We start from the raw sequence: 17,673 nt of genomic DNA on the forward strand, positions 1-17,673 counted from the left end.
CTCAGGGACAAAGTGCAGCAGTCGTGGACATGTGCCAGGTAAAATCGTGCCGATGGGAAACTTCCTGGCTGGCTTTTCAACCATGACTGGATCGAGTCGGGAAGAAAATCGTGTGCTGACGTCGCGCGGTCCTGACGCCCTGGAAGAACCATCGGATCTCCGGCGACGGAGAAACGTCGCGCCCGGCGGGAGCCTGGGCGGCGGACTGGCGGTGCGCGGACTGAAGGTCGCGTTCGATCGGGGGATGCCCGTCCTGGACATTGCCCGGCTGGATGTCGGCAGCGGCGAGCAGGTGGCGGTCACCGGCCCGTCCGGCTGCGGCAAGACCACGCTCGCCCTGGCCCTGAGCGGCATTCAGCCGGTGCGCGAAGGGCAGGTACGCTGGAACGGCCGGGACATCGCCGGCCTCACCGAGGGAGCGCGCGACCGGTGGCGGCGCCGCCATGTCGGCATGATCTTTCAGGACTTCCACCTGGTGCCCGGCATGTCGGTGCTGCGCAACGTGCTGGCTGCCAGCTATTTCGGGGCATGGCGGCCATCGGCGCAGGTGGAGGCGCGTGCGGCGGAGCTGCTGAAGCTGTGCGGCGTGCCGGCCGGGCGGCAGGACGTGGTCAGCCTGTCGCGTGGCGAGCAGCAGCGCGTCGCGATCGCCCGCGCCCTCCTGCTGGACCCGCCGATCCTGATCGCGGACGAACCCACCGCCAGCCTGGACGCGGCGAACGCCCGGCTGGTGGCGGGGCTCCTGGCCGAGGCGGCGCGGCGCCAAGGCGCCACGCTCATCGCAGTGACCCATGATCCGGTCCTGATCGGGGCGATGGACCGGACAGTCCGGATGGCGGATGGCCGGGTGATGGAGGACGGCGGCTGAGCGGCGCACTCTTGCCGAAACCGGCCGGTTGCGCGAGTTTCCGCCCGCCATGACCCAGCCCAATCCCAGTTGGTGGCAGCGCCTGAAATCCGGTCTGTCCAAGACCTCGGGCCAGCTCACCGGTTCGATCTCCACGATCTTCGTGAAGAAGAAGCTCGACCAGGAGACCCTGGACGAGCTGGAGGAGGCGCTCATCGTCGCCGACATGGGGGTGGAGACGGCCGGACGGCTGGTCGGCCATCTCAAGCGCGAGCGCTACGGCCGGGACGTCAGCGACCGCGAGGTGCGCCAGGTCCTGGCGGCCGAGGTGGCACGGATCCTGAAGCCCTATGCGAAGCCGATCCCGTCCAGGGAGGTGGCGCCGCAGGTGATCCTGATCTGCGGGGTGAACGGGACCGGCAAGACCACCACGATCGGCAAGCTCGCCAAGATGGCGACCGATGCCGGGCTGAAGGTGGTGCTGGCGGCCTGCGACACGTTCCGCGCCGCGGCGGTGGAGCAGCTCCAGGTGTGGGGCGAGCGCAACGGCGTGCCGGTCTATGCGGCGACCCAGGGCTCCGACCCCGCGGCCCTGGCCTTCTCCGCCCTGGAGAAGGCGAAGGCGCAGGGCGCCGACATCCTGATGATCGACACGGCGGGGCGGCTGCACAACAAGGCGGCGCTCATGGACGAGCTGAAGAAGATCGTCCGGGTGATCAAGAAGGTCGATCCGTCAGCACCGCACGACACGGTGCTGGTGCTGGACGGCACGACCGGGCAGAACGCGCACCGCCAGGTCGAGGTGTTCCGCGACATCGTGGACGTGAGCGGGCTGGTGGTCACCAAGCTCGACGGCACCGCCAAGGGCGGCGTGGTGGTGTCGCTGGCCGAGCGCTTCCACCTGCCGATCCATGCGCTGGGCGTGGGCGAGGCGATCGAGGATCTCAAGCCCTTCGAGGCACAGGCATTCGCCGATGCGCTGCTCGGGCTGGATCAGCCGGAACAGGCCGCCTGAGGCGCCGGGATCGATCATGATGGCCTGCCTGTCGCGGGCAAGGTTGAGACATGTCCCGTCAGGCGCTACCTCAGCGCCTTACGGATCGTCGACTATCCGGAGAGGAGCGGCATGGCCCGCAGTATCGTTGAGACCGTGCTGGGCGCGCTCGTGCTGCTGGTCGCGTGCGGCTTCCTGTTCTGGGCCTATGCCCGCAGCGACATCGGCAGCACGAACGGCTACGAGCTGATCGCCCGCTTCGACCGGGCCGATGGCATCGATGTCGGCGGCGACGTGCGGATCAGCGGCGTCAATGTCGGCCGGGTGGTCGCCAAGACGCTGGACCCGCAGAGCTTCCGCGCCGAGGTGCGCTTCACCGTCGGCAACGACGTGAAGCTGCCGACCGACAGCTCGGCCTCGATCTCCAGCTCCAGCCTGATCGGCGGCAAGTACCTGTCGATCATCCCGGGCGGTGACGATCGCGACCTGGAGCCGGGTGGGGTGATCACGCTCACCCAGTCCTCGGTGAGCATCGAGGACCTGATCGGCCGCTACATCTTCAGCCAGGGCGGCGGCTCCGAGGGTGGTTCCGGGAGCGGCCCGGAGGCGAAGGGCGCGGGCGGTGCCGGCAAGCCGGCCGACGACATCTTCTCGGCCCCATGAGCGTCCCGCGCGCTGCCCGGGCGGCGGCCCTGCTGCTGCTGGGCGCCGGCAGCCTGCCGGCGCTGGCCGCCGGGCCCAGCATCCCGAACGACAAGGTGGAGATGCAGGGCCTGGACAAGGTGACCGCCCGGGTCGTGCGCTTCGAGGTGGCGCGGGGCCAGCCGGTCCAGTTCGGCACGCTGCGCATCCAGCTCGACGCCTGCTTCACCTCGCCGCCCACCGAGCAGCCGGAAGCCGCGGCCTTCCTCCAGATCGACGATCTCGACCAGGACCGGGAGGAGCGGATCTTCTCGGGCTGGATGTATGCCTCCAGCCCGTCGCTCCATGCGCTGGAGCACCCGGTCTACGATGTCTGGGTGATCGGCTGCTCGGCACCGCTGGATGTGCCGCCGGGGGCACCCGAACTGTCCAACCCGGTCCCGGGTGCCGGCTGAACCGGATCCTGCGGGAACTGCGCGCTCAGCATGGTCGCGTGGTGCAGGCGGCGCTGGTATTCGCCCTGCGGGATCTCGATGGCGCCGAAGCGCGCCAGATGGCCCGTCACGAACTGGGTGTCGAGCAGCACGTAGCCGCCGGCCCTCAGCCGCTGGACCAGTTCGGCCAGCGCCACCTTCGACGCGTCGGTGGCCCGGCTGAACATGCTCTCGCCGAAGAAGGCGGCGCCGATCGACACGCCGTAGAGGCCGCCCACCAGCGAGCCGTCCTGCCAGGTCTCCACGCTGTGCGCCAGGCCGCGCCGGAACAGCTCGTTGTAGAGCGCTATCAGTTGATCGTTCAGCCAAGTGCTGGGCCGGGCCTCGGTGGGTGCTGCGCAGGCCTGGATCACCTGGTCGAACGCCCGGTCGGCGGTCATCTGGAAGCGGCCGGAGCGGATGGTGCGGGCCAGCCGGCGGGGCAGGTGGAAGCGGTCGATCGGGATGATCCCGCGCCGCTTGGGGTTGATCCAGTGGATGGTCGGGTCGTCGCGCGCCTCGGCCATCGGGAAGACGCCCAGGCGATAGGCCGTGAGCAGGATCTCCGGCGTGATCGTCCGTTCGTCCTCGTCCTGGTCGGGCGCCGCCGGGTCCCGCATCACACCACCGGCGGTTCCCAGTCGGCGATGAACCGGCCGAGCCAGCCCGTGTCGTACTCGCCGCTACGGAAGGCCGGGTTCGCGACCACGGTGCGCAAGAGCGGCAGGTTGGTGTCCACGCCCTCGATCACGCATTCCGCCAGCGCCCGCTCCAGCCGGCGCAGGCAGGTCGCCCGGTCGACGTCGTGGACCACCAGCTTGGCGATCAGGCTGTCGTAATAGGGCGGGACGGTGTAGCCGGTGTAGAGGGCCGAATCCATGCGCACGCCGGGCCCGCCCGGGGCATGGTAGCCGGTCACCCGGCCAGGGGAGGGGGCGAGCGTCTTCGGGTTCTCGGCGGTGATCCGGCACTCGATCGCGTGGCCCAAAAAGCGCACGTCGTCCTGGCCGAACGCCAGCCGCTCGCCGGCGGCCACCCGGATCTGCTCGCGGACCAGATCGATGTCGGTGATCAGCTCGGTCACCGGATGCTCCACCTGCAGGCGGGTGTTCATCTCGATGAAGTAGAACTGACCATTCTCGTAGAGGAATTCCAGCGTGCCCACGCCGCGATAGCCGAACTTCGCCATGGCCTTGGCCACCAGCTCGCCGAGCTTGGCCCGATCGGCGGCATCGAGGACCGGGGAGGGCGCCTCCTCGATCACCTTCTGGTGGCGGCGCTGGATCGAGCAGTCGCGCTCGCCCAGGTGCAGGACCTGGCCGTGCGTGTCGCACAGCACCTGGACCTCGATATGGCGGGGTGCGGCCAGATATTTCTCGATATAGACCCGGTCGTCGCCGAAGCCGGCCTTGGCCTCCCCGCGCGCCATGCGCAGCGCATCCAGGAGCTGCGAGCGGTCATGGACCACGGTCATGCCGCGCCCGCCGCCGCCCGAAACCGCCTTGATCAGCACCGGCCAGCCGATCTCCTCGGCTGCGGTCAGCGCTTCCTCGTCGCTGGCGACCGGCCCGTCCGTGCCGGGCACGCAGGGGATGCCCAGCTTCTTCGCGGTGTCCTTGGCGACGATCTTGTCGCCCATCAGCCGGATATGCTCCGGGGTCGGGCCGATGAAGGTGAAGCCGTGCTCCTCGACCATCTGGCAGAAGTCGGCGTTCTCGGACAGGAAGCCGTAGCCCGGATGGATCGCCTCCGCCCCGGTGATCTCGGCGGCCGCCAGGATCGACAGCTTGTTCAGATAGCTCTCGCCGACCTGGGGCGGGCCGATGCACACGCTCTCGTCGGCGAAGCGCACATGCATGGCCGAGGCGTCGGCGGTGGAATGCACCGCCACGGTCTGGATGCTCATCTCGCGGCAGGCCCGCAGGACCCGAAGGGCGATTTCACCGCGATTGGCGATCAGGATCTTCTTGAACAAGCGGCTCACTCCAGGACGAGGAGTGGTTCACCGAATTCCACGGGCGCCGCGTTTTCCACGAACACCCGGACCACCCGCCCGGCCCTGGGCGCCCGGATCGCGTTCATCACCTTCATCGCCTCGATGATGAGCAGGGTCTGGCCTTCCTTCACTTCCGAGCCGACCCCGGCATAGGGCGGGGCGCCGGGCTCGGGCGCCAGGTAGACCGTGCCGACCATGGGCGACTTCACCACGCCCGGGTGGGAAGCGTCCGGCCCGGCGGCCGGGGCGGGTTCGGCCGGTGCCGCCGCCTGGTGGGCCGGCGCCTGCATGTAGACCGGGGCGGTCACGTCCATCGGCGCCATCTGGATCTGGCGCGCGACCCGGACGCGGGTCGTGCCCTGGTTGATCTCGATCTCGGTCAGGCCGGTGCGCTGGAGCAGTTCCGCCAGCTTCTCGATGAAGGAGGTTTCGACGTCGAGCTTGGCCATCAGTGGTCTCGAGCGGCAGCAGGGGACGGGGCGACGAGTTCGGTGGCGGCACGCAGGGCCAGGAGATAGCCGTGCGGTCCGAGCCCGCAGATCACGCCGGTGGCGACGAGGGACACGTAGGAATGGTGCCGGAAGGGCTCGCGGCGGTGCACGTTGGAGAGATGCAGCTCGATCACCGGCTTCTCGGCGGCGGCGAGCGCGTCCATCAGCGCCACGGAGGTGTGGGTGAGCCCGCCCGGATTGATCACGATCGCGTCCGCATTCGTGCGGGCCTCGTGGATCCAGTCGATCAGCACGCCCTCGTGGTTGCTCTGGCGGAAATCGACGGTGATCCCGAGATCGGCGGCTTCGCGCTCGACCATCGCCTGGATTTCCGCCAGCCGGGTATGGCCGTAGATCTCGGGCTGGCGCAGGCCGAGCATGTTGAGGTTCGGTCCGTTGAGGACCAGGATGGTGGGCAAGGTCGGGATCGATCGCGGTTATTGATCGTTGTCGGCCACCGCACGCGACGGCGCTCTGCCACGAGCGGCAGGGGCCACCGTCACGAAGACGCTGACCCGCGGCGAGGGGAGGTAGCACGCGTGCCCGGGCGGGGAAAGAGGCCCGTGCAGGCGAGCAGATGTCGATCGGTTCATGAGCTGGCCGCGGGGCCAGGGCCGCGAGGGGCGGCCCTGAGGCGGTCAACGGCTCGTGTCGACCACCAGCCGGCCGCGCACCCGGCCCGCCACCAGCTCGGCCGCGGCGTCCACGACCTCGTCCAGGCCGATCACCCGGGCCACCCGGTCGAACACGCTCGCATCGAGGTCGCGCGCCAGACGCTGCCAGGCCGCCTGGCGCGGACCGAACGGCACCTGCACCGATTCCACGCCGCACAGGCGCACGCCGCGCAGGATGAAGGGGAACACGGTGGTATGGAGCTCGACCCCGCCGGCATTGCCGACCGCGGCGACGCTGCCGCCGGGTACGATCGTCTTGAGCAGGCCGGCCAGCACCTGGCCGCCCACGCAGTCCACCGCGCCGGCAAAGCGGGCCTTGTCCAGCGGGCCCTTCGCACCCGGCACGAACGGGCTGCGGTCGATCACCTCGGCGGCGCCCAGTTCCTGCAGCCAGCCGGCTTCCGCGGTCTTGCCGGTGGAGGCCACCACCTTGAAGCCGGCCTTGGCCAGCAGCGCCACGGCGATGCTGCCGACCCCGCCGCCGGCCCCGGTCACCACGACCTCGCCGCTGCCAGGGGTGACACCCTGGCGCTCCAGTTCCTGGACGCAAAGGGCAGCGGTGAAGCCCGCCGTGCCGATCGCCATGGCCCGCTTCGCGTCGAGCCCATCCGGCATCGGTACCAGCCAGTCGGCCTTGACCCTGGCGCGCTGGGCCAGGCCGCCGAAATGGCGCTCGCCCACGCCCCAGCCGGTGAGCAGCACCGGGTCGCCCGGCCGGTAGCGCCCGTCCGTGGAGTTCAGCACCCGGCCGGCGAAGTCGATGCCCGGCACGAACGGGAAGCTGCGCACGATCGGTGCGCTGCCGGTGACCGCCAGCGCGTCCTTGTAGTTCAGGGTGGACCATTCGACGGCCACGGTGACTTCGCCCGGCATCAGCCGGCTCTCGTCGAACTCCACCAGGCTCGCCTGGGTGGTGCCGTCCGCCTGTTCCAGCAGAATCGCCCTGAACCGGTCCGTCATCGTCTGCTCCGCTGTTCCGGGGAGCGCCGCCCCGCCGCCTGCGCCGGCCCCGCGATAGCAGCCCGGCGCGGCAGGATTCAACCGGCCGGCACGTCCGCCGGCGGCTCCGCCGCGGGTTCCGGCAGGTCGACCCAGCCCTCGGGGGTCAGCTGCTCCATCGGCCGGAACCGGGCCTTGTAGTCCATCTTGTCGCTGCCGGCGATCCAGTAGCCCAGATAGACATGGCTCAGCCCCTGAGCCCGGGCGCGCTCGATCAGCTGCAGGATGGTCCAGGTGCCGAGCGAGCGGCGCGGCTCGTCCGGCTCGTAGAACTTGTAGACCCCGGACAGGCCGGAACTCAGCCGGTCGGTGAGGCTGACCGCGAGCAGGCGGCCGGAAGGGTCGCGGCCCTCCAGGAGCACGGTCGCCACCGCCCAGTCGCCGACCATGGTCTCGAAGTCGACCCGGGTCATGTTGGCCATGCCGCCATCGCCATGGCGGGCGCTCAGATAGCGGCGGAACAATTGCCAGTGCTCGGTGCTCGGCACCGCCGGCACTTCCTGGACGGTGAGGTCGGCATTGCGGTGGAGCACCTTGCGCTCATTGCGCGAGGGCACGAAGCGATCGACCGGAATACGTACCGGGATGCAGGCATCACAGCCCGGGCAGGCCGGGCGGTACATCAGGTTCTGGCTGCGCCTAAAGCCCGCCTCGCTCAACCGGTCGAAGGTCTCGCGCTCCTGGGGATGGCGGCGCAGCAGGGTGTAGACCCGCCGCTCGGTGCGGCCGTCCAGATAGGGGCAGGGGGCGGCACCGGTCGTGTAGAATTGGCGCAGCACGTTGCGCTGGCGGGGCTGCAGGTCGACGGACAAGCGGTTCTCCAGCGGCTTCCCAAATGAGATGGAGAACCGGCAAGGAATCATCAAGCCGATTATGCGCAATCACCGCGGCCTACCTGGACATCCATCATGGTTGCCAGCGCCGAGGATTGACCGGCCGGCGGCGGACGGGGAGGCTGGGCAGCGGGTCAGGAAGGAGGGGAATGCCGATGCGCAGCGAACGCCGGACCGTCGCCACCGAGGTGGAGGGGCCGATCGAGCTCCACTGGCTGGAGCATGGCGATCCCTCGGCACCGCAGGTGGTGGTCTGTGTCCATGGCCTGACCCGCAACGCCCACGACTTCGACCGGATCGCGGCAGCGATGGCGCGCCGCGGTGCCAGGGTGCTGGCGGTGGACGTGCCGGGCCGGGGCGGCAGTGCCTGGTTGCGCGATCCCGAGCACTATGCCGTCCCGGTCTATGCCGCGATCCTGCGGACCTGGCTGCAGGAGCTGGGCCTGAACGAGGTCGCCTGGCTCGGCACCTCGATGGGCGGGCTGATCGGCATGGTGGTGGCTGCCGGGCCGGACAGCCCGATCGGCCGGCTGGTGCTGAACGACGTGGGCGCGTTCGTGCCGAAGGAGGCGCTCTCGCCGATCGGTGCCTATCTGGGCCTGGACCTGAAATTCGCCGACCTGGAGGCGGTGGAGCGCCATCTGCGCACCATCCACGCCGGGTTCGGCCGGCATCTGGACGACGGCTTCTGGCGCGAGCTGGCCCGCCGCTCCGTGCGGCCGGCCGGGAACGGCCCCGGCTGGCGGATGCATTACGACCCGGCGATCCGGCTGCCCTTCCAGCGCCAGGAGGCCGCCGACATCGATCTGCGCGAGCTCTGGGCGGCGATCTCCTGCCCGACCCTGCTGGTGCGCGGGGCCGAGAGCCCGCTCCTGCCGGCAGCGATCGCCCAGGAGATGACCCGGACGGGGCCGAGAGCGGAACTCGTGACCTTCATGGATTGCGGGCACGCGCCGTCGCTGGCCGAGCCCGAGCAGATCGAGCAGGTGGCGGACTGGCTGTGCGGCCCGGAATCCGGCGAGTGACTGCGCCCGCCCGCCTTCGGTGCCCTAGAACTCCGGCGCCAGCGTGACGGTCAGGCCGTCGAGCTCGGGCTTGAACGGGATCTGGCAGGACAGGCGCGAGTTGTCCTGCACCTGGAAGGCCTCGTCCAGCATGTTGCTCTCGTCGCGGCTCATCTCGGGCAGCTTGGGCAGCCAGTCGGCGGCGACATAGACATGGCAGGTGGCGCAGGCGCAGCAGCCGCCGCAGGCCGCCTCGATCGGCAGGTCGGCCTCGCGCACGATCTCCATGACCGACCAGCCGTCGGTGGCGGTCACGCTATGCTCGACCCCGTCGCGGTCGATGACGAATATTTCGGCCATGAGGGCGTTCCGTTCAGATCAACGTTGATGGGCCGGCCAGGTTCAGTCCGCGACGCCCAGGCGCTTGTGCAGCTCCGAGGACGAGGTCGTGTAACGGAACACCAGCTTCTGGTCGGGCCGGCAGTATTTGTGCGCCTTCTGGCACATCAGTGCCGCCTCGTGGAAGCCCGACAGGATCAGCTTCAGCTTGCCGGGATAGGTGGCGATGTCGCCGATCGCGAAGATCCCCTGCTGCGAGGTCTCGAACGCCTCGGTGTCGACCGTGATCAGGTTGCGCTCCAGGTTCAGGCCCCAGGACGCCAGCGGGCCCAGCTCCATCTTCAGGCCGAAGAAGGCCAGCACCGTGTCGCAGGCGATCCGCTCCTCGCCGCCGCTGGTCTGCTTGAGCGTGACCCCTTCCAGCTGGCCGTCCGTGCCGTGCAGCTCGGCGATCTGGCCGAAATGAAGGGTGGTGGCACCCTCGGCGACCAATGCCCGCATCTTCTCGACCGAATCCGGGGCAGCGCGGAACTCGTCGCGCCGGTGCACCAGGGCGGTGGACGCCGCGATCGGCTGGAGGCTCAGGAGCCAGTCCAGCGCGGAATCGCCACCACCCGCGACCAGCAGGCGCTTGCCGCGGAAATGCTCCATCTTGCGCACGGCATAGTGCAGGCTCCTGCCCTCGAAGGGAGCGGCACCCGGCAGCGGCAGGCGGCGCGGCACGAAGCTGCCGGCACCCGCCGCGATCACGATCACCGGTGCCTCCAGCACGGTGCCGGCCGAGGTGACCAGCCGCCAGTGGCCGTCCTCCAGCCGGGTCAGGCTCTCGGCCTGCTGGCCCAGGTGGAACTCGGGGTGGAAGGGCCTGGCCTGCTCCAGCAGGTTGTTGGTGAGTTCCTCGCCGGTGCAGCGCGGGATCGCCGGGATGTCGTAGATCGGCTTGTCCGGGTAGAGCTCGATGCACTGGCCGCCCGGCTTGTCGAGATTGTCGACCAGATGGCAGCGCAGGCCGAGCAGCCCGGCCTCGAACACCGCGAACAGTCCGGTGGGTCCGGCACCCACGATTACCATGTCGGTACGGATCGGCGCGTCGGTGGCGGGGGCCGCTTGGGGCTCGGTGGCAGACATCGGGATTCCAGGAAGGGACGAGGGTCTGGTCGCTGTCGGCCGCAACCTAGAGAAACCGCGCCCTACGGGGAAGAGCCAGGGCAGCCGGTAGTGCCCAGAGCCCCCGGCACCCGTCCGATGCCGTCCCCGCTCTGGCCATGGCCGGATCTGCGGGAGCCAGGGCATGGCTTGCTGCCCACCGGTGGTTTCATGACATCCTGACCGTCAGGACCCGTTCCGGCACCAGGCAGGCAGGAACGTGGTGCCGCCGCCAGGGATTCAGCGCCGGCGCTGGCCGGAGTAGCCGATCGGCTTGATCGCAGACGGCCGGATCGTGCGGCGCGGGACCGGGCCCGCCTCCGCGGGTGCGCGCTCCTGGCCTGCCGGCTCCGGCCGTGGCCGCGTCGCCGGCGCATCGCTGCCGGGATGCCGGATGTCGGGCCGCCCCGGCTCGGGCTCGCCCGGTCGCTCGCGACCGCCGCTCAGCGCCCGGGCGAACCGGTTGTCCGGACGCGGGGCCGCATCCGCACCGAGAGCACCCGGCCGGCGCAGCCGCTGGCCGGGCACGTCGTCCAAGGGACCGCCCTCCGCCGCAGCCTCGCCATGCCCCGGCAGCCGCGCATCCGGCATCTGCGCACCTGGCTCAGTCATGCCCGGAACCGGCATGCTCGGCCCTGGCGGCAGGTCGGGCACCCCCCGTCCGGCTGGGGACGCAGGCGTGGCCCGTTCCCGCGGCGCGCGGCCAGCGCCGGCGGGCGCCGTACCGGGCGTGGGCGGCAGCGGGCGTGACAATGCCGGATCGGACGAGGGCTGGCGCGACGTGGACAGGGCCGTGGTGTCGAGCGGCGACCGGACGGGGCCAGCGTCGTCCAGATAGGTGATCGGCGGCCGATCGACCTCGTCCAGCCGCGGCCCCTGCACCGCGCTCCGGCCGGCCGGCGGGGCAGTGCCGGCCGGAGCGCGGCCCGCCGGTTCCCGGCCTGCCGTCTCGGCTCGAACATGCGGGGTGGGGCCAGGTACTGCCGGTGCATGCGGCGTGGCGGTGGCAGGCGCAGGGGCGGAGGGGCTGGCAGGTACCTGGGGCGAGGGGGCGGGGACACCCGGCGTCAGAAGGGCTGCCAGCGCCGGGATCGGCTCCGCCGGCCGGCGATGGAAAGGCTGGGTCCGGATCCGCTCGAAGGCCGCCACCTCGGATGCCGCTTCGGCGGCCCATTCCCGCAGCGGCGCCAATTGGGCCATTGCGGCGACGTAGGCGGCACAGGCCGGATCCTGCGGCGGAAGGGCATAGGTGACGAAGCGGGTGACGATCGGTGCGGCGACGGCATCCACGGCGGTGAAGCGGCCGAACAGGAACGGGCCGCTCGCCGCGGCGGGGCCGGTGCGCAGCTCGGCCCAGATCTGCCGGACCCGCTTCAGCTCAGCGGCGACGCCACGCATCAGCCGCCCCGGCGGGCCGAACCGCGCGATCAGATCCATCGGCAGGAAGCGGTACAGCGCGTCCAGCCCGTCCAGCAGCTCGGACGCAACCGAGCGTGCCAGTGCCCGCTCCACCGGGTCGTCGGGCCAGAGCTCGGGATGGCGCTCGGCCAGCCATTCCAGGATCGGCAGCACGCCTGCGACGGTGGCCGCCGGCTCGATCAGCACAGGCAGCCGCCCGTGCGGCGTGAACCGCTCGAGCAGCTCCTCGGTTTCCGGGCGGCCGAGCGGTACCAGCACCTCCTCGAAGCGCAGCCCGACCGTCCGCATCGCCAGCCATGCGGCCAGCGACCCGCCACAGGCGTTGCGGCTGCCGATCACGAGGCGGGTGGTCATGCGGCGCCGGCCGGCTGCATCGCCCCGACCGTCCGGCCATCGAGGGCAGGATGCGGCTGCCCGGTCACGACTGGGGCACGTCCGCGGCAGCCGTCGGCATCTCGCACCACAAGACCTCCTGCCGGTAGGCGGCCAGTACCGTCTGGATCGGCTCGGGCTGGCTGCGGCAGTTCCAGTCCTCCCCGTCGACCACCGCAGCATACCCCAACGCATCGCGCAGTTGCAGCAGTCCCGCCACGTCGGCACGCGGATCGACCCGGCCGTCGCCGTTCAGGTCCTGACCGACCATCAGCGCCGCCAGGCGCGCCTGCAACTCGGCGCTGGCCCTGCGCCGCTCGGCATCGGGCAGGCGTGGATCGGCCAGCTGGTCCAGCAACCGGTCGGTGACCGCGATGTCGAAGCGCAGGCCGGTCATGATCTGGCTCACGCCACGGTACCAGCCGCTCTGCCGCTCGGTCTGGCCGGGGCCGGCCTCAAGGCTGGCTTCCACGAGGTTGAGGGCCTGGGACAGGTCTTGCACGCCCGCCAGTTCCTGCTGGCCGCGTGCCACCAGCAGCGGCCGCAGGAACTGCGCCTCCTGCGGCGTCAGGCCGCCCGGCCCGGCATCACGGGCCAGCCGGATCGCCCGGGCCACCGCGGTCTCGGCGGTCGGCAAGGCGCCGCCGCCGCTCTCGGTGGCCGGATGGCGCGCGAAGATCTGCGCGAACGGTGCCGGGTCCGGTGCTGCCAGCGCCGGCACCGCCTCCGGCACGACCGGTGCCTCCTGTGTCGCGCAGGCCGCCAGCGCCAGGGCCAGCCATGCCGTCCAGCCGCACCGCTTCCGTTCACGGCACCGGTTGCCGTCACCACTGCTCATCGACCACTCCCACTGCCCCGTGGGAGCCGAGCTTGCCCGAAAATCCCTAACGATCTGCTACCTCCGCACGGTTCCCGGCATGGCCCGTGCCCATCAGGCCGCAACCACCGCGGCATCCGCTTCGGTGGCGGTGATCGCGTCGTGCGCCGCGAGCGCCGCCATGTTGAGGATGTCCGAGACCGTGGCGTTCATCGGCACGATCTGGATCGGCCGCTTCAGACCCTGGAGCAGCGGCCCGATCACCGTGCCGCCGCCCAGCTGCTGCAGGAGCTTCGACGCGATGTTCGCCGAATGCAGCGCCGGCATGATCAGCACGTTGGCGGGCCCCTTCAGTCGGCAGAAAGGATAAAGGGCCATCAACTCGGGGTCGAGCGCCACGTCCGCGGCCATTTCGCCATCATACTCGAAATCGACCTGGCGGCGGTCCAGCTCGATCACCGTATCCCGCACCCGTTGCGCCTTGGACACAGGCGGGTTGCCGAAGCTGGAGAAGGAGAGGAGTGCTACCCGCGGCGTGAAGCCCAGCTGGCGGACGACCTTGGCGGTCTGGATGGTGATGTCGGTCAGCACGCGCGTGTCCGGCAGCTCGTGCACGGTCGTGTCCGCGATGAACACGGTCTTGCCGCGCGCCAGCATCATGGTCATGCCGAAGATGCGGTGGCCGGGCTTCGGATCGATCACCCGGAGGATGTCGTCCAGCACGTCGTTGTAGTTGCGGGTGAGCCCGGTCACCATCGCATCGGCGTCGCCCATGGCCACCATGCAGGCGCCGAACACGTTGCGGTCCTGGTTCACCAGCCGCGTGCAGTCGCGATAGAGCAGGCCGTTGCGCTGGGTGCGCTGGTAGAGGAAGTCCGTGTAGGCGCGGTTCTTGTCCGACAGCCGCGCATTGTGGATCTCGATGCCGTCCAGGTTGGACAGGCCGATCTGGGCCATGGTGTTGCGCACCCGGTCCTCGCGGCCGATCAGGATCGGCGTGCCGAGGCCGGTGTCGCGCCAGGCGAGCGCGGCGCGGATGGTCTTCTCCTCCTCGCCCTCGGCGAACACCATGCGCTTGGGCTGCGCCTGGACCCGCTCGAACACGAGCTGGAGGCGGGACGCGGTCGGGTTCAGCCGCGAGCGCAGCTCCTGGCGATAGCGGGCCATCTCGACCGGCTTCCTGGCCACGCCGCTGTCGATCGCCGCCTTGGCCACGGCCAGCGGCACGGTGCTGATCAGGCGCGGATCGAACGGGGTCGGGATCAGATATTCGCGGCCGTACTGGAGCTTGCGGCCGCGATAGGCGGCATGGACCTCGTCCGGCACGTCCTCCCGCGCCAGCGCCGCGATCGCCTCGGCCGCGGCGATCTTCATCGCCTCGTTGATGGTCCGGGCGCGCACGTCGAGCGCACCGCGGAAGATGTAGGGAAACCCTAAGACGTTGTTGACCTGGTTCGGGTAGTCGGAGCGGCCGGTCGCCACGATCACGTCGCCGCGCACGGCGCGCGCATCCTCCGGCGTGATCTCGGGGTCAGGGTTGGCCATGGCGAAGATGATCGGATCCTTGGCCATCGAGCGGATCATGTCGGCCGTGAACGCGCCCTTGGCCGAGAGGCCGAACACCACGTCGGCGCCGCGCATGGCATCCGCGAGCGTCCGGGCGTCGGTCTCGACCGCATGGGCCGACTTCCACTGGTTCATGCCCTCGGTGCGGCCCCGGTAGATCACCCCCTTGGTGTCGCACAGGATGACGTTCTCGCTCGGCAGCCCCATCGACTTCACGAGCTCGGCACAGGCGATCCCGGCGGAGCCGGCGCCGTTGACCACCAGCCGGATGTCGGTGATCGAGCGGCCGGTGAGGTCGAGCGCGTTGATCAGGGCAGCCGCCGCGATGATCGCGGTGCCGTGCTGGTCGTCGTGGAAGATCGGGATGTCGCAGACCTCGCGCAGCCGTTCCTCGATGATGAAGCACTCGGGTGCCCGGATGTCCTCCAGGTTCACCCCGCCGAAGGTGGGGGCCGCGATCTGGACACATTTGACGAACTCGTCGACGTCGCGCGTGTCGAGCTCCAGGTCGATGCTGTCGATGTCGGCGAAGCGCTTGAACAGGACCGCCTTGCCTTCCATCACCGGCTTGCCGGCCAGCGCCCCAAGGTCGCCCAGGCCCAGCACGGCGGTGCCGTTGGACACGACCGCGACCAGGTTCGCCTTGGCGGTGTAGAGATAGGCGGCCGCGGGATCCTTCTGGATTTCCAGGCAGGGCACCGCCACGCCCGGCGAGTAGGCCAGGCTCAGGTCGCGCGCGGTGGTGAGCGGCTTGGTCGGCGTGATCTCGATCTTGCCGGGCCGGCCGCGCGCATGGAGATCCAGGGCCTCTTCCGCCGTGACGCTCATGCCGCCTTCGCCAGCGGTCGTCGTGCCACGCTCGCCCTTGCGCTCTTCCATTGCCATCCCCTAGCGCCGCTGATCCGGGGGCTGGCCGACAGCGGTTGCCTGGTGTCGACCGGCCCTCCCGTCCGAGTTGCCACGGGCCGGCACGGCAGGACAAGGGCGCGCGCTGCCGGGCCGGCCATCCAGAGCGATCTTGCGGCGGCCGGGCCCGTGCCTAACTGATCATCGAGACGAGCCTGTGGTTACCGGATGGGCCTGGAGCTGAGCATGGCGACCTTGCGCACCTTTCTGCTGCTGGCGGCGATGACCGCCCTGTTCCTGGTCGTGGGCTATGCGATCGGCGGCGGCACGGGGGCGGTGATCGCGCTGGTGATGGCGGCCGGAACCAACCTGTTCGCCTGGTGGGGCTCGGCCGACATGGTGCTGCGCATGTACCGGGCCCAGCCGGTGACGCCGATGGCCGCACCGGAACTGTACCGGCTCGTGGCGGAACTCGCCGGCCGGGCCGGCCTGCCGGTGCCCAAGGTCTACCTGATCGAGAGCGACCAGCCCAACGCGTTCGCCACCGGGCGCGACCCGGACCATGCGGCGGTCGCGGTGACCCGGGGGCTGATGCAGGCCATGTCGCGCGAGGAGCTGGCCGGCGTGATCGCGCACGAGCTGGCGCACATCAAGCATCGCGACACGCTGACCATGGCGGTGGCGGCCACACTTGCCGGTGCCATCGGCTTTCTCGCCCAGTTCGGCCTGTTCTTCGGCGGCAGCCGGGACCGGGACAATCCCCTGGGCGGCATCGGCCTCCTGCTGGCGATGATCGTGGCGCCGCTGGCGGCGATGCTGGTGCAGATGGCGATCAGCCGGGGCCGCGAGTTCGAGGCGGACCGCGAGGGTGCGGCCATCTGCGGCAATCCCCGGGCACTGGCCAGCGCGCTCCAGCGGATCGAGCAGATCGCCACCGGAACCTATGTCGGTGCGGCAGAGCGCAATCCGGCCACGGCGCACCTGTTCATCATCAACCCGCTGCATGGCGGCGCCCTGGCCGGCATGTTCCGGACCCACCCGCCGACCGCGGAACGGATCCGGCGGCTGCTGGCGCTGGGTGGTGCCGGCCGTGCCGGGACGGCCGGCTTTGCCGCCCGCCCGGCGGCCGGCCCCAGGCCGGGCGGGCCTTGGGGACGCCGGGCCGGGCCCTGGGGGTAACCGAGGAAGAAGGACGAGGGGAACGGGCTGGCGTGAGACGGCAGCGCGTTCAGCCGCGGCCGTCGCCCGGGGCGCTGGGTGCGCGCTTGAGCGGCAGCGGCAGGCCCGGCTCGCCGGCCACGTCCGGTTCCAGGTAGAGCGCATTGTCCACGATCGTGCCGAGCAGCGGCACGTCGCTGACCAGCGCCTCCTTCTTCTCCAGGCGGACCACCCCGTCGTTAGAGGTCCAGACCCATTCGCTGAGGCCGGCGGCGCTGACCGAGGTCGCGGTGCCATCGGCCCGGAACTGGATCGTCCCGGCGGCGGTCTGGACGATCCGGTCGACCTCCGCGCGCATCGCCTGCTCGGCCTGGGCCCTGGCGTCGGCCGGCAGGTTCTGGAATCGCTCGGCCATCACCGCATCCACATCCGAGCGCAGCGCCACCTCGTCCAGTACCCAGGTGCCCAGCAGCGAAGCCTCGGCGCGGGCCGGGGCCGCGAGCCCGATACATAGCGCCAGGAGCAGGGCGTGGACGGGCAGGCGGCGGCGCCGGCCGGACATCACCGGGCCGGCACCAGCACGAAGGTCATGTCGGCGAACGGGGCCTGGGCCGGATCGTTGCGGTCGACCTGGAAGTCCAGGGCGATGCGGTCCTCCTGCACCTCGCCGGTCAGGTCGGGCGTGTCCGGATCATCGTCCACCACGATCAGCCGGTCGCCCTCCATCCGCCACGTGCCCTGATCGGGTCCGTCCTCCTCGGGATCGGTGATGACCACCTTGCCATCCGGGCGGAACTCGAAGGTGGCGGCGAGGCTGGAGGACATCTCGTCGCGCATGGCGTCGCGCTGCCCGACCATGCTGGCACGGGCCGCGTCCCGCTGGTCCGCAGGCACCGCCTGCAGCATGGCCTCGATCAGCCGGTCGAGGGTCTGGTCGAGCGACGCCTCGTCCAGGCGCCAGATGCCTACCGGGCTCGGTGCCGCCAGGGCCGGCGGGACCAGGAGCAGGCAGACGATCAGGATCAGGATACGCAACCCGATTCTCCCGGCAACAGTC

General features: G+C 70.5%; 19 protein-coding genes. 6 read left to right on the forward strand and 13 right to left on the reverse strand.

The features are described 5' to 3' along the window. Positions 1-211 precede the first annotated feature (211 nt). The 4 genes from VNS22_RS12505 to VNS22_RS12520 all read left to right on the forward strand — a co-directional run bounded on the left by VNS22_RS12505 (position 212) and on the right by VNS22_RS12520 (position 2,938). Positions 212-868 (forward strand): ABC transporter ATP-binding protein, encoded by a 657-nt coding sequence (locus VNS22_RS12505; RefSeq protein WP_325732876.1) that lies wholly within the window; start codon positions 212-214, stop codon positions 866-868. A 49-nt stretch (positions 869-917) separates the two neighbouring features. Next, the gene (gene ftsY / locus VNS22_RS12510) at positions 918-1,862 is read left to right on the forward strand and encodes a signal recognition particle-docking protein FtsY (protein ID WP_349261774.1); all 945 of its coding nucleotides are present in this window, start codon (positions 918-920) and stop codon (positions 1,860-1,862) included. Between the two features lie 111 nt (positions 1,863-1,973). Continuing rightward, entirely contained in the window at positions 1,974-2,504 is a 531-nt protein-coding gene (gene mlaD, locus VNS22_RS12515; protein ID WP_325732880.1) for an outer membrane lipid asymmetry maintenance protein MlaD, read from the forward strand. Next, entirely contained in the window at positions 2,501-2,938 is a 438-nt protein-coding gene (locus VNS22_RS12520; protein ID WP_325732882.1) for a DUF2155 domain-containing protein, read from the forward strand. The genes mlaD and VNS22_RS12520 overlap by 4 nt, the downstream gene beginning before the upstream one ends. Here the strand turns inward: VNS22_RS12520 and aat are convergent. From aat to VNS22_RS12550, 6 genes are all read right to left on the reverse strand, one after another. Next, the gene (gene aat / locus VNS22_RS12525; protein ID WP_325732884.1) at positions 2,848-3,576 is read right to left on the reverse strand and encodes a leucyl/phenylalanyl-tRNA--protein transferase; all 729 of its coding nucleotides are present in this window, start codon (positions 3,574-3,576) and stop codon (positions 2,848-2,850) included. The genes VNS22_RS12520 and aat overlap by 91 nt on opposite strands. After that, positions 3,576-4,931: an acetyl-CoA carboxylase biotin carboxylase subunit gene (gene accC / locus VNS22_RS12530; protein ID WP_325732886.1), complete on the reverse strand. Its 1,356-nt coding sequence runs from the start codon at positions 4,929-4,931 to the stop codon at positions 3,576-3,578. The genes aat and accC overlap by 1 nt, the downstream gene beginning before the upstream one ends. A gap of 5 nt (positions 4,932-4,936) precedes the next feature. Next, positions 4,937-5,401, reverse strand: coding sequence for an acetyl-CoA carboxylase biotin carboxyl carrier protein (gene accB / locus VNS22_RS12535; RefSeq protein WP_325732888.1), 465 nt, complete (start codon positions 5,399-5,401; stop codon positions 4,937-4,939). After that, the gene (gene aroQ, locus VNS22_RS12540) at positions 5,401-5,823 is read right to left on the reverse strand and encodes a type II 3-dehydroquinate dehydratase (protein WP_414653352.1); all 423 of its coding nucleotides are present in this window, start codon (positions 5,821-5,823) and stop codon (positions 5,401-5,403) included. The genes accB and aroQ overlap by 1 nt, the downstream gene beginning before the upstream one ends. A 258-nt stretch (positions 5,824-6,081) precedes the next feature. Further along, positions 6,082-7,077: an MDR family oxidoreductase gene (locus tag VNS22_RS12545; protein ID WP_325732892.1), complete on the reverse strand. Its 996-nt coding sequence runs from the start codon at positions 7,075-7,077 to the stop codon at positions 6,082-6,084. Positions 7,078-7,154: 77 nt separating this feature from the next. Then, on the reverse strand, positions 7,155-7,928 hold the full coding sequence (locus tag VNS22_RS12550) for an arginyltransferase (RefSeq protein WP_325732894.1): 774 nt from the start codon (positions 7,926-7,928) through the stop codon (positions 7,155-7,157). A 176-nt stretch (positions 7,929-8,104) separates the two neighbouring features. Here VNS22_RS12550 and VNS22_RS12555 point away from each other — a divergent pair, with 176 nt between their 5' ends. Next, a complete protein-coding gene (locus VNS22_RS12555; RefSeq protein WP_325732896.1) occupies positions 8,105-8,974 on the forward strand; it encodes an alpha/beta hydrolase in 870 nt (289 codons plus the stop codon). Between the two features lie 24 nt (positions 8,975-8,998). On the opposite strand, the gene VNS22_RS12560 is transcribed toward VNS22_RS12555, so the two are convergent. The 5 genes from VNS22_RS12560 to VNS22_RS12580 all read right to left on the reverse strand — a co-directional run bounded on the left by VNS22_RS12560 (position 8,999) and on the right by VNS22_RS12580 (position 15,491). Further along, positions 8,999-9,313, reverse strand: a complete 315-nt coding sequence (locus tag VNS22_RS12560; RefSeq protein WP_159715679.1) for a 2Fe-2S iron-sulfur cluster-binding protein — start codon at positions 9,311-9,313, stop codon at positions 8,999-9,001. A gap of 42 nt (positions 9,314-9,355) precedes the next feature. Next, positions 9,356-10,420, reverse strand: a complete 1,065-nt coding sequence (locus VNS22_RS12565) for an NAD(P)/FAD-dependent oxidoreductase (RefSeq protein ID WP_325732899.1) — start codon at positions 10,418-10,420, stop codon at positions 9,356-9,358. A 258-nt stretch (positions 10,421-10,678) separates the two neighbouring features. After that, the gene (locus VNS22_RS12570; RefSeq protein WP_325732901.1) at positions 10,679-12,211 is read right to left on the reverse strand and encodes a glutathione S-transferase N-terminal domain-containing protein; all 1,533 of its coding nucleotides are present in this window, start codon (positions 12,209-12,211) and stop codon (positions 10,679-10,681) included. A gap of 64 nt (positions 12,212-12,275) precedes the next feature. Then, entirely contained in the window at positions 12,276-13,067 is a 792-nt protein-coding gene (locus tag VNS22_RS12575) for a hypothetical protein (protein ID WP_325732903.1), read from the reverse strand. 93 nt (positions 13,068-13,160) lie between these two features. Continuing rightward, positions 13,161-15,491 (reverse strand): NADP-dependent malic enzyme, encoded by a 2,331-nt coding sequence (locus tag VNS22_RS12580; protein WP_325732905.1) that lies wholly within the window; start codon positions 15,489-15,491, stop codon positions 13,161-13,163. Positions 15,492-15,704: 213 nt separating this feature from the next. Between VNS22_RS12580 and htpX the strand changes: the two genes are divergently transcribed. Further along, positions 15,705-16,637, forward strand: a complete 933-nt coding sequence (gene htpX, locus VNS22_RS12585; protein ID WP_325732907.1) for a zinc metalloprotease HtpX — start codon at positions 15,705-15,707, stop codon at positions 16,635-16,637. A gap of 49 nt (positions 16,638-16,686) precedes the next feature. Here the strand turns inward: htpX and VNS22_RS12590 are convergent, their stop codons facing one another. Then, positions 16,687-17,178: a hypothetical protein gene (locus VNS22_RS12590; protein ID WP_325732909.1), complete on the reverse strand. Its 492-nt coding sequence runs from the start codon at positions 17,176-17,178 to the stop codon at positions 16,687-16,689. Further along, positions 17,178-17,651 carry a hypothetical protein gene (locus VNS22_RS12595; protein WP_325732911.1) on the reverse strand — a complete coding sequence of 158 codons (474 nt, stop codon included), beginning with the start codon at positions 17,649-17,651 and terminating at the stop codon, positions 17,178-17,180. The genes VNS22_RS12590 and VNS22_RS12595 overlap by 1 nt, the downstream gene beginning before the upstream one ends. Positions 17,652-17,673: the final 22 nt, after the last annotated feature.

The sequence above is a fragment of the Geminicoccus sp. genome (assembly GCF_035556675.1).
Taxonomy (GTDB): Bacteria; Pseudomonadota; Alphaproteobacteria; order Geminicoccales; family Geminicoccaceae; genus Geminicoccus.

Bases quoted from the DNA above. Each gene is read 5' to 3' on its own strand.
- VNS22_RS12590 (WP_325732909.1), bottom strand. From the start codon at position 17,178: ATGTCCGGCCGGCGCCGCCGCCTGCCCGTCCACGCCCTGCTCCTGGCG.
- VNS22_RS12565 (WP_325732899.1), bottom strand. From the start codon at position 10,420: ATGTCTGCCACCGAGCCCCAAGCGGCCCCCGCCACCGACGCGCCGATC.
- aroQ (WP_414653352.1), bottom strand. From the start codon at position 5,823: ATGCTCGGCCTGCGCCAGCCCGAGATCTACGGCCATACCCGGCTGGCG.
- VNS22_RS12580 (WP_325732905.1), bottom strand. From the start codon at position 15,491: ATGGAAGAGCGCAAGGGCGAGCGTGGCACGACGACCGCTGGCGAAGGC.
- VNS22_RS12570 (WP_325732901.1), bottom strand. From the start codon at position 12,211: ATGACCACCCGCCTCGTGATCGGCAGCCGCAACGCCTGTGGCGGGTCG.
- VNS22_RS12545 (WP_325732892.1), bottom strand. From the start codon at position 7,077: ATGACGGACCGGTTCAGGGCGATTCTGCTGGAACAGGCGGACGGCACC.
- VNS22_RS12520 (WP_325732882.1), top strand. From the start codon at position 2,501: ATGAGCGTCCCGCGCGCTGCCCGGGCGGCGGCCCTGCTGCTGCTGGGC.
- aat (WP_325732884.1), bottom strand. From the start codon at position 3,576: ATGCGGGACCCGGCGGCGCCCGACCAGGACGAGGACGAACGGACGATC.
- VNS22_RS12575 (WP_325732903.1), bottom strand. From the start codon at position 13,067: ATGAGCAGTGGTGACGGCAACCGGTGCCGTGAACGGAAGCGGTGCGGC.
- VNS22_RS12555 (WP_325732896.1), top strand. From the start codon at position 8,105: ATGCGCAGCGAACGCCGGACCGTCGCCACCGAGGTGGAGGGGCCGATC.
- htpX (WP_325732907.1), top strand. From the start codon at position 15,705: ATGGCGACCTTGCGCACCTTTCTGCTGCTGGCGGCGATGACCGCCCTG.
- mlaD (WP_325732880.1), top strand. From the start codon at position 1,974: ATGGCCCGCAGTATCGTTGAGACCGTGCTGGGCGCGCTCGTGCTGCTG.
- ftsY (WP_349261774.1), top strand. From the start codon at position 918: ATGACCCAGCCCAATCCCAGTTGGTGGCAGCGCCTGAAATCCGGTCTG.
- VNS22_RS12560 (WP_159715679.1), bottom strand. From the start codon at position 9,313: ATGGCCGAAATATTCGTCATCGACCGCGACGGGGTCGAGCATAGCGTG.
- accB (WP_325732888.1), bottom strand. From the start codon at position 5,401: ATGGCCAAGCTCGACGTCGAAACCTCCTTCATCGAGAAGCTGGCGGAA.